This window comes from Streptomyces sp. NPDC127098 (assembly GCF_042722465.1).
In the GTDB taxonomy this organism is placed as follows: Bacteria; Actinomycetota; Actinomycetes; order Streptomycetales; family Streptomycetaceae; genus Streptomyces; species Streptomyces millisiae.
Genome location: NZ_JBHXFJ010000069.1, coordinates 25,627 through 40,919 on the forward strand (window position 1 = coordinate 25,627; position 15,293 = coordinate 40,919).

The 15,293-nt window shown below is 73.4% G+C and carries 14 protein-coding genes and 1 riboswitch; of the genes, 8 read left to right on the forward strand and 6 right to left on the reverse strand.

Going from position 1 to position 15,293, the window contains the following annotated elements; genetic code table 11:
* The first annotated feature begins 72 nt into the window (after positions 1 to 72).
* A complete protein-coding gene (locus ACFWI8_RS30625) occupies positions 73 to 999 on the forward strand; it encodes a carbohydrate-binding protein (protein ID WP_387098230.1) in 927 nt (308 codons plus the stop codon).
* On the opposite strand, the gene ACFWI8_RS30630 is transcribed toward ACFWI8_RS30625, so the two are convergent.
* From ACFWI8_RS30630 to ACFWI8_RS30645, 4 genes are all read right to left on the reverse strand, one after another.
* Positions 962 to 1,852 carry a class II fructose-bisphosphate aldolase gene (locus ACFWI8_RS30630; RefSeq protein WP_387098232.1) on the reverse strand — a complete coding sequence of 297 codons (891 nt, stop codon included), beginning with the start codon at positions 1,850 to 1,852 and terminating at the stop codon, positions 962 to 964. The genes ACFWI8_RS30625 and ACFWI8_RS30630 overlap by 38 nt on opposite strands.
* Positions 1,843 to 3,009, reverse strand: coding sequence for an N-acetylglucosamine-6-phosphate deacetylase (nagA, locus tag ACFWI8_RS30635; RefSeq protein ID WP_387098234.1), 1,167 nt, complete (start codon positions 3,007 to 3,009; stop codon positions 1,843 to 1,845). The genes ACFWI8_RS30630 and nagA overlap by 10 nt, the downstream gene beginning before the upstream one ends.
* The gene (locus ACFWI8_RS30640) at positions 3,006 to 3,905 is read right to left on the reverse strand and encodes an ROK family protein (RefSeq protein ID WP_387098251.1); all 900 of its coding nucleotides are present in this window, start codon (positions 3,903 to 3,905) and stop codon (positions 3,006 to 3,008) included. Before ACFWI8_RS30640 ends, nagA begins: the two co-directional genes overlap by 4 nt.
* A gap of 135 nt (positions 3,906 to 4,040) precedes the next feature.
* Positions 4,041 to 5,000 carry an SIS domain-containing protein gene (locus ACFWI8_RS30645; RefSeq protein WP_387098236.1) on the reverse strand — a complete coding sequence of 320 codons (960 nt, stop codon included), beginning with the start codon at positions 4,998 to 5,000 and terminating at the stop codon, positions 4,041 to 4,043.
* 85 nt (positions 5,001 to 5,085) lie between these two features.
* Here ACFWI8_RS30645 and ACFWI8_RS30650 point away from each other — a divergent pair, with 85 nt between their 5' ends.
* The 3 genes from ACFWI8_RS30650 to ACFWI8_RS30660 all read left to right on the forward strand — a co-directional run bounded on the left by ACFWI8_RS30650 (position 5,086) and on the right by ACFWI8_RS30660 (position 7,721).
* Positions 5,086 to 5,355, forward strand: coding sequence for a DUF3263 domain-containing protein (locus ACFWI8_RS30650; RefSeq protein WP_387098238.1), 270 nt, complete (start codon positions 5,086 to 5,088; stop codon positions 5,353 to 5,355).
* Positions 5,356 to 5,574: 219 nt separating this feature from the next.
* Positions 5,575 to 6,399 (forward strand): trehalose-phosphatase, encoded by an 825-nt coding sequence (gene otsB, locus ACFWI8_RS30655; RefSeq protein WP_387098239.1) that lies wholly within the window; start codon positions 5,575 to 5,577, stop codon positions 6,397 to 6,399.
* Positions 6,400 to 6,464: 65 nt separating this feature from the next.
* Positions 6,465 to 7,721: a serine hydrolase domain-containing protein gene (locus ACFWI8_RS30660; RefSeq protein WP_387098241.1), complete on the forward strand. Its 1,257-nt coding sequence runs from the start codon at positions 6,465 to 6,467 to the stop codon at positions 7,719 to 7,721.
* Between the two features lie 222 nt (positions 7,722 to 7,943).
* On the opposite strand, the gene ACFWI8_RS30665 is transcribed toward ACFWI8_RS30660, so the two are convergent.
* Together ACFWI8_RS30665 and ACFWI8_RS30670 are read right to left on the reverse strand one after the other, a co-directional pair.
* Positions 7,944 to 9,365 (reverse strand): trehalose-6-phosphate synthase, encoded by a 1,422-nt coding sequence (locus tag ACFWI8_RS30665; RefSeq protein WP_387098243.1) that lies wholly within the window; start codon positions 9,363 to 9,365, stop codon positions 7,944 to 7,946.
* 174 nt (positions 9,366 to 9,539) lie between these two features.
* Positions 9,540 to 10,505 carry a glucosyl-3-phosphoglycerate synthase gene (locus ACFWI8_RS30670; RefSeq protein ID WP_311604806.1) on the reverse strand — a complete coding sequence of 322 codons (966 nt, stop codon included), beginning with the start codon at positions 10,503 to 10,505 and terminating at the stop codon, positions 9,540 to 9,542.
* Between the two features lie 329 nt (positions 10,506 to 10,834).
* A riboswitch (SAM riboswitch) is annotated at positions 10,835 to 11,003 on the forward strand.
* A gap of 17 nt (positions 11,004 to 11,020) precedes the next feature.
* On the opposite strand from ACFWI8_RS30670, the gene thrC reads away from it, so the two are divergent.
* From thrC to groL, 4 genes are all read left to right on the forward strand, one after another.
* Positions 11,021 to 12,310 (forward strand): threonine synthase, encoded by a 1,290-nt coding sequence (gene thrC / locus ACFWI8_RS30675; protein ID WP_387098245.1) that lies wholly within the window; start codon positions 11,021 to 11,023, stop codon positions 12,308 to 12,310.
* The gene (locus ACFWI8_RS30680) at positions 12,307 to 12,582 is read left to right on the forward strand and encodes a MoaD/ThiS family protein (RefSeq protein WP_387098247.1); all 276 of its coding nucleotides are present in this window, start codon (positions 12,307 to 12,309) and stop codon (positions 12,580 to 12,582) included. Before thrC ends, ACFWI8_RS30680 begins: the two co-directional genes overlap by 4 nt.
* A gap of 460 nt (positions 12,583 to 13,042) precedes the next feature.
* Positions 13,043 to 13,246, forward strand: a complete 204-nt coding sequence (locus ACFWI8_RS30685) for a cold-shock protein (RefSeq protein ID WP_004986573.1) — start codon at positions 13,043 to 13,045, stop codon at positions 13,244 to 13,246.
* 357 nt (positions 13,247 to 13,603) lie between these two features.
* Positions 13,604 to 15,232, forward strand: a complete 1,629-nt coding sequence (gene groL / locus ACFWI8_RS30690) for a chaperonin GroEL (RefSeq protein WP_132930282.1) — start codon at positions 13,604 to 13,606, stop codon at positions 15,230 to 15,232.
* The last annotated feature ends 61 nt before the right edge of the window (positions 15,233 to 15,293 follow it).

Below are 15,293 nucleotides of genomic sequence, written 5' to 3' on the forward strand. Positions count from 1 at the left end.
CGGGTCTGTGCTGTCACCCGAACGCGGTAGGCTCGCGCCCGAACACCAGCGGTACCTAAGGAGCGGCAGTCGATGAGTGCGGGGAACACCGGCGGCGGAACGCCCGGCGAGGGCGACGACCCGTTCGCCTATCTCTATCGACCCGAGGACGGGCAGCCGCAGGCGCCGTCCGGGCCCCGCCAGCCCTCGTACAACCAGGTCAGACCGGTCGGGCAGCGCACCTACGGCGGTCAGCAGGGTCAGGGCCAGGGGCAGCGTGGCGGATACGGCTACCCACAGCCGGACACGCGCTACGCGGCCCCCGAGACCCGGCCGGGCGGCGTGCCGCCGGTGGGCCACGGCGGGCACGGTCGCCGTCAGGCCCCCGAGCCGCGGCGCAACGGGCTGCTGATCGGTGCCATCGCGGTGGTGCTCGCCGTGGTGCTGGGCGTCGGCGCGGCCATCATGTTCAGCGGTGACGGCGAGGACGACAACCAGGCCGACGGCACCGAGACCACCGCCCCGCCGGACGACTCGACCAACGACGGCGGCGAGGGCGGCACAGACGACGAGCCCACCGACGAGCCCACGGACGAGGACGCCGCCGGCGAGCTGCCGGTGGCCGAGCTGGCGTCGCTCCAGTTCGGCGGCGGCGCGGGCCTGCAGACCGGGGTGGCCAACGCGCGCTCCGACGACGGCAGCTACATCACCGTGACGCCCAACTCCACCATCACCTGGACCTTCGACCTCCAGGGCGACGCCGGCCAGTACTACTTCTACACGGGCTACTCGACGGTCAGCGACGGCCAGACGATGTCCTTCTCCGTCAACGGCACGGCGCGGGAGGACGGCGTCGACCTGAAGGACTGGGCGACGGGCAGCGACGAGTGGGCGGACAGCTGGGTGTCGACGTTCAACCTGGTCGACCTCCAGGAGGGGCAGAACACCATCCAGCTGAGCTGCACCTCGTCCTGCGACGTGCTCATCGACCAGTTCCTGATCTCGGAGGAGCAGCTGTAGGACCCGGCCGGCCGAGCGCGTCGATCAGTCGCTCGGCCGCCTCCCGCATGGCCGTCCGGCCGGCGGCCAGGTAGGGGCGTGGGTCGACGGCCGTCGGGGCCAGGGCCAGCTCGGCGCGGACCGCGCGGGTCAGCGCCACGTTGAGGGCCGTGCCGATGTTGATCTTGGTCATGCCGGCCGCCACCGCCCGCCGCAGCTCCGGGTCGGACACCCCGGAGGAGCCGTGCAGCACCAGCGGCACGCTGGAGGCGGCGGCGAGCCGGGCGATCAGGCCGTGGTCGAGTTCCGCCGTGCGGCGGGTCATCGCGTGTGTGCTGCCCACCGCCACCGCGAGCGCGTCCACGCCGGTCGCCGCCACATAGGCCGCCGCCTCGGTCGGGTCCGTGCGCACGCCCGGCGCGTGCGCGTCGAAGGGCTCCCCGGGCTTGCCGCCGATCCGGCCGAGCTCCGACTCCACGAGCAGCCCGTGCGCGTGCCCGAACCGCACCGCCTCGGCGGTCGCCTTCACGTTCTCGTCGTACGGCAGCCGCGAGGCGTCGAACATCACGGAACCGAAGCCGGCGGCCGGCGCGGCCCGCAGTAACTCCGGGTCCGTCACGTGGTCCAGGTGCAGCGCGAGGCGGGCGGGCGAGGCCGCGGCCAGCTCGGTGAGCGCGGCGGCCAGCGGCGCGAGCCGGCCGCCGTGGTGGGCCACCGCGTTCTGCGAGACCTGTAACACCACCGGCGAGCCGGCCGACTCGGCCGCGGCCACCACCGCCTGCGCGTGCTCCAGGGTGATCACGTTGAACGCCGGCAGCGCCCGCCCCGTCGCGAAGGCGCCCGACAGCAGCTCGGCGCACGGCGTCACGGGCACGGCCGCACCACCCACTCGCCCCGCCGCATCACGCCGACCAGGGCGTAGTCCGCGTCGAACACCACCAGGTCCGCGTCCTTGCCCTCCTCGATCGAGCCGATCCGGTGGTCGAGGCCGAGCAGCCTGGCCGGGTTGACGGAAAGCGCCCGCACGGCGTCGGACACCGAGACGCCGTTCACTGTCACCGCACGCCGGAACGCGACGTCGAGGGTGAGCGCGGAGCCGGCGATCGCCCCGACGTCCCGCAGCCTGGCGACGCCGTCGACGACCTCCACGGTCAACGGGCCCAGCGGGTAGGTGCCGTCCCCCATGCCGGCCGCGCCCATCGCGTCGGTGATCAGCGCCACCCGGTCAGGGCCGGCCGAGGTGAGGGCGAGCCGCAGGACCGCCGGGTGCAGGTGGACGCCGTCGTCGATGAGCTCGACGGTGATCCGCTCGTCCTCGAGCAGCGCGGCCACCGGCCCCGGCGCGCGGTGGGCGAGCGGCGGCATGGCGTTGAACAGGTGGGTGGCGACCGTGGCGCCCGCGTCGACGGCCCACCTGGTCGTCTCGTAGTCGGCGTCGGTGTGGCCGACGGCGGCGATCACCCCGGCGTCCCGCAGCAGCCGCACCGAGTCGAGCCCGCCGGGGAGCTCCGGCGCGAGCGTCACCATGCGGGCCGTGCCGCGGGCGGCGTCGAGCAGCTTCCGCACGTCGGACGGGTCCGGGTCGCGCAGCAGCGCGGGCTGGTGGGCGCCGCAGCGGTTGCGGGCGATGAAGGGCCCCTCGAAGTGCACGCCGGCGAGTTCGCCCTGCTCGACCAGGTCGGCCAGCGCCGCGGCCTGGTCGGCGAGGTCGCCGAGCTCGCCGGTGACCGTCGAGGCGACCATCGTGGTGGTGCCGTGCGCCCGGTGGGTCTCGACCACGCGCATCGCCTCCTCGGCGCTGCCGGCGGAGAACGAGGCGCCGCCGCCGCCGTGCGCGTGCAGGTCGACGAAGCCGGGCAGTACCCAGTGCCCGGTCAGGTCGAACACCTCGGCCGACTCGGCCTCGTCCCGCAGGCCGGCCGCGATCCTGCCGCCCTCGACGGTGACCCGGCCGGCCTCGACCACGCCGCTCGGCCGCACCACGGTCGCCCCGGCGAGCACCGTCCGCGTGGCGTACGTGGGCGCGCTCACGACGGCACCACCGCCAGCGCGCGGTCCCAGGCGAGCAGCCCGGCGCCCAGGCAGCCGGCGGCGTCGCCGAGGCCGGCCGGCACGATCTCGGGCAGCCGGTGGAGGACGACGGCGCGGGCCGCGAGGGCCGCGCGCAGCGGGGTGAGCAGCGTCTCGCCGGCCTCGGCCAGGCCGCCACCGACGATCAGGGTGCGCGGGTCGAGGAGGCTGACGGCGGCCAGCAGCCCGTCGGCGAGGGCGTCGACCGCCCGCTCCCAGACGACGGCGGCCCGCGGATCGCCGGCCGCCACGGCGCGCGCGGCGTCGGCCGCGTCGAGCCCGGGGGCGCCGGCCGCCGCGGCCCAGGCGCGGCCCACGGCGGCCGCCGACGCGACGACCTCGAGGCAGCCGCGCTGCCCACAGCTGCAGGGCGGGCCGCCGGGGCGCACCACGACGTGGCCGAGCTCCCCGGCCCTGCCGTGCGCGCCGGGCTCCGTCCGGCCGTCGATCGAGAGCGCCGCGGCGATGCCGGTGCCGAGCGCGACCAGCAGGAACCGGTCGACGCCGACGCCCGCGCCGAGCCGCCCCTCGGCCAGGGCGGCGACCCGCAGGTCGTGCCCGACGGCGACGGGGATCCCGCCGCCCAGACGCTCACTCAGCAGCCGGCGGAAGGGGACGTCGCGCCAGCCGAGATTGGCCGAGTAGACGGCGACGCCGGCCGCCTCGTCCACGATGCCGGGCAGCGCGACGCCGGCGGCGGCCGGCGGACCGCCGAACCGCTCCTCGCCGATCGCCCGCAACTCGCCGGCGAAGTCCAGGATCGCCGCCACGGCGTCGTCGGGCCCCGCGCCCGAGCCGGTCAGCCGACGCGTCTCGAACCGGGGGACGTTGTCGGGGCCGGTCAGCGCGGCCTTCATGGTGGTGCCGCCCACGTCGAGCGCGAGCACGTAGGAGTCGTGGGCTTCTGCGGCGACTTGGCCGGCTCGCCGGCCGTCTTGGGGGAGGCTCACAGGCGCAAGTCTCGCCCCAGACGCCCCGAGAGGTCTAGTCCACTACGCGCTTCGCTGCGGGAGAACGACGGAACGGGTGAGGTGACGCGGCCGGTCGGGATCCAGGCCACGGGCCGCCGCCACGGCCACCGCGAGCCGCTGGGCGCGGACCAGACCGGCCATCGGGTCGAGCCCGTCCCCCGGCACCAACAGCGCCCCGGTGCGGCGCACTTCGTCCACCAGACCGGGCGGCAGCTCCCCGAGCGACCACACCACCCGGCCCGGCGCGGCGACCGCGATCGGGCCGTGCCGGTACTCCATCGCCGGATACGCCTCCGTCCAGGCGCCGGCCGCCTCGCGCAGCTTCAACGCGGCCTCCAGCGCCAGGCCGTGACCCCAGCCCTGCCCGAGGAACGTCCACTGCTCGGCCGCCACCACGGCGGCGTCTAGCGGCCTGGCGAGCGCCGACTCCGCGTCGGCGGCGGCCTCGGCCAGCGACCGCACGCCGAGCGGCAGCGGCCCGGCCGCCGCCAGCGCGGCGCGCAGGAACGCCAGCGCGGTGGTCGCGAACCGGGTCTGCACCACGGACCGCTCGTCCGCGTAGTCCAGCACGACGACGTGCCGGGCGGCGCGCAACACCGGCGAGGCCGGGTCTGCGGTGAGCACGAGCACCGGCGCGCCCGGCCGCCGCACCCGCAACTCCGCCAGCAGGTCGAGGACCTCGGTGGTGGTGCCGGACCTGGTGACGGCCACCACCCGGTCGTAGCCGCGGGCGACGGGGAACGCGGAGGCGGCGAACGCGTCCGTCTCGCCCTGCCCGGCGGCCTCGCGCAGCGCGGCGTACGACTGGGCGACGAACCACGAGGTGCCGCAGCCGGTCACGGCCACGCGCTCGCCGGGGCGCGGCAGCGCGTCGGCGAGACCACCGGCGTACGCGGTGCGCGCGTCGCGCTCGGCGCGCCGCCAGCAGTCCGGCTGGGTCGCTGTCTCCCGCTCGGTGACGGTCGGTTCGGTGACGGACATCGGGACTCCTCACACGCGGCGGCGTTCCCTCGGGTAACGCACTACCCAGGGGCCGAGTGTCCGAGGCCCGGCATAAAATGCCCGGGTGAGGACAGAGGGGGAAGGACGGGACGAGGCCGCCGAGGCCGCCGAAGGACTGTCCGCCCGCGACCGGGCGATCCTCGCCGTCGAGCGCGCCTCCTGGCCGCGCGCCGGCGCGAAGGAGCGGGCCATCAGGGAGCGGCTCGGCATCTCCCCGACCCGCTACTACCAACGGCTGAACGCCCTCCTCGACGACCCCGCCGCGCTGGCCCACGACCCCGTCACCATCAACCGCCTCCGCGCCCGCCGCGCCCGCCAGCGGGCCACGCGCTGACCGGGTTATCGCCCCCGCCCACCCGCCCCGCTTCCGCTGGCGCGGTGCGCGCTGCGCGCGCCGGGCTTCGCCCCGACGGCGCGGCGGCCCGGCGGCGTCGCCGTGTCCGGCGGCCCGGCGGCGTCGCCGTGTCCGGCGGCGCGGGAGGGCCAGCAGGACGGCCACGTCCGGTTCGTGGGGGCGAGCAGGACGGCCGCGTCCGGCCGGTATGGTCGCCGCATGGGCAACCTTCCCGAACCGCGGACGGATGAGGGCCGGGCCGGCCTGAGGGCGATCGTAGGGGCGCCGGCGCGGGCGTTGTTGGCGTTCGACTTCGACGGGACGCTGGCGCCGATTGTCGAGGACCCGGCGCTGGCCAGGGCGCACCCGGACGCCGTGCCGGCGCTGGCACGGCTGGCCGGCCGGGTGGCGGCGGTGGCGATCGTCACCGGGCGACCGGCCGAGGTCGCCGTGCGGCTCGGCGGCTTCGAGGCGCACCCGGAGCTGGCCGGGCTCGTGGTGCTCGGCGCCTACGGCGCCGAACGCTGGGAGGCGGCGACCGGCGAGCTCAGCGTGCCGCCGCCGCACCCCGGGATCGCGGCGGCCCGTCTCGAGGTCAACGCCTGGGCCCGGCGTACCGGCGCGCACCTGGAGGACAAGGGCAACGCCCTTGCCCTGCACACCCGTCGCGCCCCGGACCCGGACGGCGCGTTCGCCGCCCTGCGCGAGCCGATGGACCGGGTCGCGGCCTCCCGTGGCCTCGTCGTCGAGCCGGGTCGGCAGGTGCTCGAACTGCGGCCGCCGGGGATGGACAAGGGCGCGGCGCTGACCGCGCTGGTCCGGGAGAAGAACGCCGGCGCCGTGCTGTACGCGGGCGACGACCTGGGTGACCTGGCGGCCTTCGAGGCGGTCGCCACGCTGCGGGCGGCGGACGTGCCCGGGCTGCGGGTGTGCAGCGGCAGCGCCGAGGTGCCGCGGCTGGCCGAGGCGACCGACCTGACCGTGCCGGGCCCGGCCGGCCTCGCCGCGTTCCTCGGCGAACTGGCCGACGCGATGGGGGGCTAGCACTACCCCGAGGACACGTGCTGGCTGGATCGTGCCCGGAGCTGACGCTCCGTAGCGTTTGAGCCATGAAGAGGAACAGCGGGGTCAGCGGGAGCAACAGGCGGTTCGGACACGGGGCGTGGGCCAGGGCGGCCCTGGCCGTGGCGGGGATCGGGGCGATCGGCGCGGCCAGCGTGCTGGGCCCGGGGGCCTGGGCGCAGGCCGTGCCGGGGGAGTACGTGGGCGGCGCGGGCCGCGGCCAGTTGCAGCGGGACGCCGACGCGGTGCGCGACACGGGTGCCAGCGGTCTGGTGGTCCAGGCGCGGGACGCGGCCGGCCGGGACCGGGAGGCCAGGTCGGGCGTCGCCGACCTGGAGGAGGGCGGCAGCGTGCCGTTCGACGCGTACTACCGGATCGGCAGCGACACCAAGACCTTTGTGGCCGTGGTCGCCCTCCAGCTGGTCGCCGAGGGCACGTTGAGCCTCGACGACACCGTGGAGGAGTGGTTGCCCGGCGTCGTCACGGGCAACGGCAACGACGGAAGCCGGATAACGCTCCGTAACCTGCTGCAGCACACCAGCGGGTTGGCCAACTACACGGACATCCTCTTCGCCGACCCGGCCCAGTTGACGCCCGAGAACTATCTCGCGCAACGATTCACGGCGCAGACGCCGGAGGAACAGGTCGCGTTGGCGATGACGCGCGCCCCCGGTTGGCTGCCGGACGCGCGGGATCCCGGCGCCGAGACGCGGTGGGCGTACTCCAACACCAACTACGTGCTGGCCGGCATGATCATCGAGCGGGCCACCGGGCACCCCTGGGAGCAGGAGGCGCACGAGCGGATCATCGAGCCGCTCGACCTGCGCCACACCATGACCATGCGGACCTCCTCCTACGTGCCGCAGCCCACCGCCACCGGCTATCTGCAGTTCCCCGGCCAGGAGGAGCTCACCGACACCACGCTCTCCGTGGGCGGCGGCGCCGACGGCGGCATCGTCTCCACCACGAGCGACATGAACACCTTCCTGCGGGCCCTGATGGACGGCACGCTGCTGCCGGCCGAGCAGTTGACGCAGATGCGCACCACCGTGCCGGCCGACTTCGGCTCGCCCGGGGCGGGATACGGGCTCGGCATAGCCTGGCGGCCGGCCGAGGGCTGCGACGCCGGGGTCTGGTTCCACGGCGGCACCTCGTTCGGCACCTCGTCCGAGGCCGCCGTCACGCCCGACGGCGAGGTGTCGGCCGCCGCCGCCGTCTTCACCACCCGGCTCGGTGACCAGGAGCGTTTCCTGGAGCAGGCGGAGGCCACGGTCGCCATGATCGACCGCGCGGTCTGCGGTTAGTTCCGCCCGGTGGGGGCACCCGGGGTGGGTGACGCACCACGACCGTGAACCCGTCCCGCCGCCGCCCAAGCCGCCGCCGGAACCGGGGCCGCTGCCGCGGCCGGGGCCCGAACCGCCCATGCCGCCAGGACCCGACGAGCCGACGCCGCCGCCCGAGCCGCTGCCGAAGCCGCCTCGTCCGGTGCCGCCGGCCGAGCCCGGCGGCGGCCGGTCCCCGGGCCGTCAGGCCTGAAGCGCGGACAGCTGGTCGAGGAACCAGTCGGTGGGGGGCAGCGCCGTGGCCGCCGCGGCCAGGCGCTCGCTGCGCCTGGCCCGCTCGTCGGGCGGCATGGTCAGCGCCCGGTGCAGGGCCTGCGCGGTGCCCGCGATGTCGTACGGGTTGACCAGCAGCGCGTCCTCGCCGAGTTCGGCCGCGGCGCCGGCCTCGCGGGACAGCACCAGGGCCACGCCCTCCTCGGAGATCACCGGGACCTCCTTGGCCACCAGGTTCATCCCGTCCCTGACGGGGTTGACCAGCGCCACGTCGGCCAGCCGGTAGGCGGCGAGCGAGCGCGCGAAGTCGTCCTTGACATGCAGCAGCACCGGGGACCAGTCGGCCGTGCCGAACTCCACGTTGATCGCCTCGGCGACCCGCGACACCTCGGCCGTGTACTCGCGGTAGACCGCCAGGTCCTGCCGGGACGGGTAGGCGAACGCGACGTGGGTGACCCGCCCGTGCCACTCGGGCCGGTCGGTCAGCAGCCGCCGGTAGGCCAGCAGCCCGCGCACGATGTTCTTCGACAGCTCGGTGCGGTCGACCCGCACGATGGTGCGCCGGTCGCCGATCTCGGCGCGCAGCGCGGCGAGCCGCTCGTCCACGTCGGGGCGGAACGCCCGCTCCCGCAGGAAGTCCGCGTCGGCGCCGAGCGCGTGCACCCCGAGCCTGGTGGTGCCGCCCTCGTGCGCCACCACGTCGCCGGAGAGCCCGACGCCCAGTTGGTCGGCACAGCAGGCGGCGAACGCGTCCGCCCAGCGTCGGGTGTGGAACGCGGCCCGGTCGGCACCCAGGACGCCGAGCAGCACCTGGCGGGCGATCGGGTCGGGCAGCACCCGGAACAGCTCGGGCGGCGCCCACGGGGTGTGCGCGAAGAAGCCGATCCGCAGGTCGGGGCGGCGCTCGCGCAACATGCGCGGCACCAGCGACAGGTGGTAGTCCTGTACCAGCACGGCGGCGCCCTCGCCCGCCTCCTCGGCGAGCGCCTCCGCGAAGGCCGTGTTGTAGGCCTCGTAGCCGGCCCAGCGCTCCTCGAACGCCTCGTCGAAGACGGGCTCGAGCGGCGTCTGGTAGAGCAGGTGGTGGACGAACCACAGCACCGAGTTGGCCACCCCGTTGTAGGCGGCGTCGTAGGTGGCGGGCGGGATCCGCAGCATCCGGACCGACTGGCCGTCCGTGTCGGCGGCCGGCAGCGTGGCGCCGAAGCGGTCGACGGCGGCCCGGTCGCCGTCGCCGAGCGCCGCGCAGACCCAGGTGCCGGCGCGGGAGCCGAGCGCCATCAGACCCGACACGACCCCGCCGCCACCGCGCCGCGCGGTGAGGGAGCCGTCGGCCCCCACCGAGTAGCTGACCGGGCCGCGGTTGGACGCGACCAGAACTTCGGTGGTCATCGAAACTCCCTGGGGAGGTCGAGGTGTAAGGGCGAGGAGTGCACTTCCGAGGCTAGCCAGGCGCGGGGCGGGCGAAACATGCGACACGTCACGCCCGCCCGCCCCGCACGGCGTGGTGTCCCCCGCCCCGGCCGGGGCGGGGGACACCGCATAACCGACGACCCGGCTCCGGGGCTACGCCGCCTGGCGCGCCGCGTACTCGGGGATGGTGGACATCGGCGGCCGCTCCTCCGCGTTGATCAGGTGGGTGCGGGGCAGGAAGCCGCCCTCCTCGCCGCGGTCGAACTGGGTCATGTCGAGCCGCATCGGCAGCACGGACCCCGGCAGCCGGCACTGGGCGGTCCGCATGATCGCCGCCGCCATCCGGCCGAGCGCCTGCCCGTCCTGGTGGCGGTGCTTGCGCACCCCCACGTCGACCTGGGCCAGCGCGTCCAGGCCCGCCGTGTTCAGCGTGTCGATCAGCAGGCCGAGCTCCACGCCGTAGCCGACGGGGAACGGCAGCCGCTCGAGGAGCGAGCGGCGCGCCGCGTACTCGCCGCCCAGCGGCTGGACCACGCCGGCCAGCTGGGGCCAGTGCAGGTTGAGCAGCGGTCGGGCGACCAGCTCGGTGACCCGGCCGCCCTGGTGGGCGCCGGCCGGCTTGTCGCCGAGCGGCCGGTCGTACATGGCCTTGACCAGCTGCACGTCGGGGTCGGTGAGCAGGGGGCCGACTATGCCCGAGACGAAGGTGGAGTCGAACTCCCGCAGGTCGGCGTCGACGAAACAGATGATCTCGCCGCTCGCCGCCATCAGCGAGCGCCACAGCACCTCGCCCTTGCCCGGGGCGGTCGGCATCCGCGGCAGGATCTCATCGCGGTGCACTACCTTCGCGCCCGCCGCTGCCGCGGCCTCCGAGGTGCGGTCGGTGGACCCGGAGTCCACCACCAGCAGTTCATCGATGAGCGGCACGCGCTCCATCAGGTCGCGCCGGAGCGCTTCCACGATGGCACCGACGGTCGCCTCCTCGTTCAGCGCGGGGAGTACCACGCTGATGCTCCCTGCCGCCCCTGCTGCCCGCTTCGCGTTCAACAGCCGCGGCAGCGGGCGGTCAGCGGCGGTCCAGGACCGGCGGCTCAGCCACTCCTCTGCCTCTTCCAGCACGAATGTCGCTCCTGTTCGCGTTCGGCCGTATTAGATCTTGTTTGGCCACCATTGCATCGTTTGGCCGTATCTGCCCTATACCGGCGTACCCGAATCCGCCGAGACCATGTTTCTCGGTGGGTCCGCTTCCGGCCCGACTTCTCCCGGTCGCCGCGGACGGCCTCAGGCCCGCGTCAGTGCACGGCTGTCTCCCGGATCGCCCACTGTCTCCCGTGTCTCCTCGTGTCTCGCGTATCGGACGGCCCGGGCCATTCTGGGGGGCGTCGGTTACAGTCTCGAACAGCGCAGGTGTCCTCCGCATATCGGGGGACGCGCCGACAATCGCATAGAGCTCATCCAGAGGGGCAGAGGGAACGGCCCGTTGAAGCCCCGGCAACCCTTCCGCCGGTTCTCGTGACGCGGAGTGACGGTCGGTGACGACCGCGCCCGGGCGAGGCTCCCGGTGGGGAAGGTGCCAATTCCGGCCTGAGGCGAGAGTCGCCCCGGGGAAGATGAGGAGAAGGGCCTCCATAGCCATGTCCGTGCTGACCACAGCCGACTCGTCACCCACCGCAGCCGTCGATCTCGGCCCCGCCGCAGCGCTCTCCTGTCGGGAGTGCGGCGAGCGCTTCCCGCTCAGCCCGATTTTCGCCTGTGCCTCCTGTTTCGGGCCGCTCGAGATCGCGTACGACCTGCCGAGCGGCGACCCCGAGGGCCTTCGCCGGCGCATCGAGGCCGGCCCCAAGAGCATCTGGCGCTACGCGCCGCTGCTCCCCGTGCCGGCGGACGTCGCCAGCAAGCCCAACCTGAACCCCGGCTTCACCCCGCTGGTGAAGGCCGACCGGCTGGCCGCCGAGCTCGGCGTGACCGGCCCGCTCTACGTCAAGGACGACTCGGGAAACCCGACCCACTCCTTCAAGGACCGAGTGGTCGCACAGGCGCTTGAGGCGGCGCGCGCCTTCGGTTTCACCACCCTCTCGTGCTCCTCCACCGGCAACCTGGCCGGCGCGGTCGGCGCCGCCGCGGCCCGCGCGGGCCTGCGCTCCTGCGTCTTCATCCCGCACGACCTGGAGCAGGGCAAGGTGGTCATGGCGGCCGTCTACGGCGGCCAGGTGGTGGCCATCGAGGGCAGCTACGACGACGTCAACCGCTTCTGCAGCGAGCTCATCGGCGACCCGCTCGGCGAGGGCTGGGGCTTCGTGAACGTCAACCTCCGCCCCTACTACGCGGAGGGTTCCAAGACGCTGGCCTTCGAGATCTGCGAGCAGCTCGGCTGGCAGCTGCCGGACCAGCTGGTCATCCCGATCGCCTCGGGCTCCCAGCTCACCAAGATCGACAAGGGGCTCAAGGAGCTGATCGCCACCGGCCTGGTCGAGGAGAAGCCGTACCGGATCTTCGGCGCCCAGGCCGAGGGCTGCTCGCCGGTCTCCCAGGCCTTCCGCGCCGGCCACGACGTGGTCAGGCCGGTCAAGCCGAACACCATCGCCAAGTCGCTGGCCATCGGCAACCCGGCGGACGGCCCCTACGTGCTGGACATCGCGCGCCGCACGGGCGGCGCGGTCGCCGACGTCACGGACGAGGAGATCGTCTCGGCGATCAAGCTGCTGGCCAGGACCGAGGGGATCTTCACCGAGACCGCGGGCGGCGTGACGCTCGGCGTGGCGCGGAAGCTGCTGGCCGAGGGCACCCTCGACCCCTCGCTGACCACCGTCGTCATGAACACCGGCGACGGTCTCAAGACCCTGGACGCGGTCGCCGCCGACACCGGCCCGACCGCGACCATCCGTCCCACCCTGGACTCCTTCCGAGAGGCTGGCCTGGAATGAGCGTGACCGTCCGAATCCCCACCATCCTGCGCACGTACACCGGCGGCCGGTCCGAGGTGACGGCCGAGGGGCAGACGCTGGCCGAGGTGCTGGCCGACCTCGACCGCAACCACCAGGGGATAGCCGCCCGGGTGTTGGACGACGAAGGCCGGTTGCGTCGGTTCGTCAACGTTTATGTGAACGACGACGACGTTCGCTTCACGGAAGGGCTGCTGACCCCGACGCCGGACGGCGCGGGCGTGTCGATCATTCCGGCCGTCGCCGGAGGCTGATCCTCCGTTTGTCCGGTAAGTGGCCTTTACCGCCGCGAATCCCCAGCTCCACACGCGCTCCACGACCGCCCCGAGCCCGTCCGGCTCGGGGCGGTCGGCCGTCCCGGTGGCGATAGAGTGAGCCCCGGGTCGCCCCCGGCCGATGCCAGCCGCATATGAATTCGCGACAGCTGGCGCAAATATTGTGCCGAAAATCGACGTACGAATTGTCGGGTTGGGGCGATAAAGCCATGGTGATTGATTCAACTTTCAGCTAAAATACGGCATTTGCCCGTTCTGTCGTGCCAAGAATTCTCTCTCGAATGGCCTGTTGCACTGGGCGTCCGTCCAGATACATTCAGCGGCGGTCGACGCGTTCCGGCGCACACCCCCACACCGCCCGGGGGTTGGGTCTGAGAGGTCTGACCCGGGCCCGCGAAGTGCGGTCTCGTGAAAGGGCCAGCAAAATGGGGAGTTAGGAATGGCTCAGGGCACCGTCAAGTGGTTCAACGCGGAGAAGGGCTACGGCTTCATCGCGGTAGACGGTGGTGCGGACGTGTTCGTCCACTACAGCGCGATTCAGATGGACGGCTACCGCACCCTGGAAGAGGGACAGCGGGTCGAGTTCGAGATCTCTCAGGGTCAGAAGGGGCCACAGGCCGACATGGTCCGGGTGACCGCCTGAATCGCCGACCGTACACCGCGGCCTCACCTCCGAGGGCCCGCGCCCGCACCACGGGCGCGGGCCCTCGGAGCGTTCGCGCCCCTCCGGGGCGCTTGCGCCCACCCTCCCCCGGCTAACGCCGGGAAGGGCCCCCAACCGACCACCACCCCTCATGGAGCCCCTCCGGGGCGCTTGCACTCTCGGGGGGAGAGTGCTAATCATGGCGTTAGCACTCTCCGGGTGAGAGTGACAGCAAGGACCGGTTCGGTGAGGTCCGCTCGGCAGGTGGGGCAAGGAACCGCCCGTCGGTGGACCGTCCGTCGCGGGCGCCAGCGCGGTCCGGAGTAATCCACCCCGGTACCTGGGAGGACCCCTTCAATGGCCAAGATCATCGCGTTCAACGAGGAGGCCCGGCGCGGCCTCGAGCGCGGGATGAACCAGCTCGCTGACGCCGTCAAGGTCACGCTCGGCCCCAAGGGCCGCAACGTCGTCCTTGAGAAGAAGTGGGGCGCCCCCACCATCACCAACGACGGTGTCTCCATCGCCAAGGAGATCGAGCTCGAGGACTCCTACGAGAAGATCGGCGCGGAGCTCGTCAAGGAGGTCGCGAAGAAGACCGACGACGTCGCGGGCGACGGCACCACCACCGCCACCGTGCTGGCCCAGGCGCTGGTCCGCGAGGGCCTGCGCAACGTGGCCGCCGGCGCCAACCCGATGGCGCTGAAGCGCGGCATCGAGGCCGCGGTCGAGAAGGTCTCCGAGGCCCTGCTCAACCAGGCCAAGGAGGTCGAGACCAAGGAGCAGATCGCCTCCACCGCCTCCATCTCCGCCGGCGACACCCAGATCGGCGAGCTGATCGCCGAGGCCATGGACAAGGTCGGCAAGGAAGGCGTCATCACCGTCGAGGAGTCGCAGACCTTCGGGCTCGAGCTGGAGCTCACCGAGGGCATGCGCTTCGACAAGGGCTACATCTCGGCCTACTTCGCCACCGACATGGAGCGCATGGAGGCGGAGCTCGAGGACCCCTACATCCTCATCGTCAACTCCAAGGTCGGCAGCGTGAAGGACCTGCTGCCGCTGCTGGAGAAGGTCATGCAGTCCGGCAAGCCGCTGCTGATCATCGCCGAGGACGTCGAGGGCGAGGCGCTGTCCACGCTGGTCGTCAACAAGATCCGTGGCACCTTCAAGTCCGTCGCCGTCAAGGCCCCGGGCTTCGGCGACCGTCGCAAGGCCATGCTGAACGACATCGCCATCCTCACCGGCGGCCAGGTCATCTCCGAGGAGGTCGGCCTCAAGCTGGAGAACGCCACCCTCGACCTGCTGGGCCGCGCCCGCAAGGTGGTCATCACCAAGGACGAGACCACCATCGTCGACGGTGCCGGTGACAGCGAGCAGGTCCAGGGCCGCGTCAACCAGATCCGCGCCGAGATCGAGAACTCGGACTCGGACTACGACCGCGAGAAGCTCCAGGAGCGCCTCGCCAAGCTGGCCGGCGGCGTCGCTGTCATCAAGGCCGGCGCGGCCACCGAGGTGGAGCTCAAGGAGCGCAAGCACCGCATCGAGGACGCGGTGCGCAACGCCAAGGCCGCCGTCGAGGAGGGTATCGTCGCCGGTGGTGGCGTGGCCCTGCTGCAGGCCGCCTCGGTGTTCGAGAAGCTGGAGCTCGAGGGCGACGAGGCGACCGGTGCGGCCGCCGTCAAGCTGGCCCTGGAGGCCCCGCTGAAGCAGATCGCGGTCAACGCCGGCCTCGAGGGCGGCGTCGTGGTCGAGAAGGTCCGCGGCCTGACCCCGGGCCACGGCCTGAACGCGGCGACCGGCGAGTACGTCGACCTGCTGGCCGAGGGCATCATCGACCCGGCCAAGGTCACCCGCTCCGCGCTGCAGAACGCGGCGTCCATCGCGGCGCTGTTCCTCACCACCGAGGCCGTCATCGCCGACAAGCCGGAGAAGGCGGCGGCCGGCGCCGGCGCCGGCGACGCCGGCATGGGCGGTGGCATGGACTTCTGACGGCCCGCGCGTAACCGCGCACCGTCCCCGAAGTTCCGGGCCCGCCCCGGCGGCTTCCAGC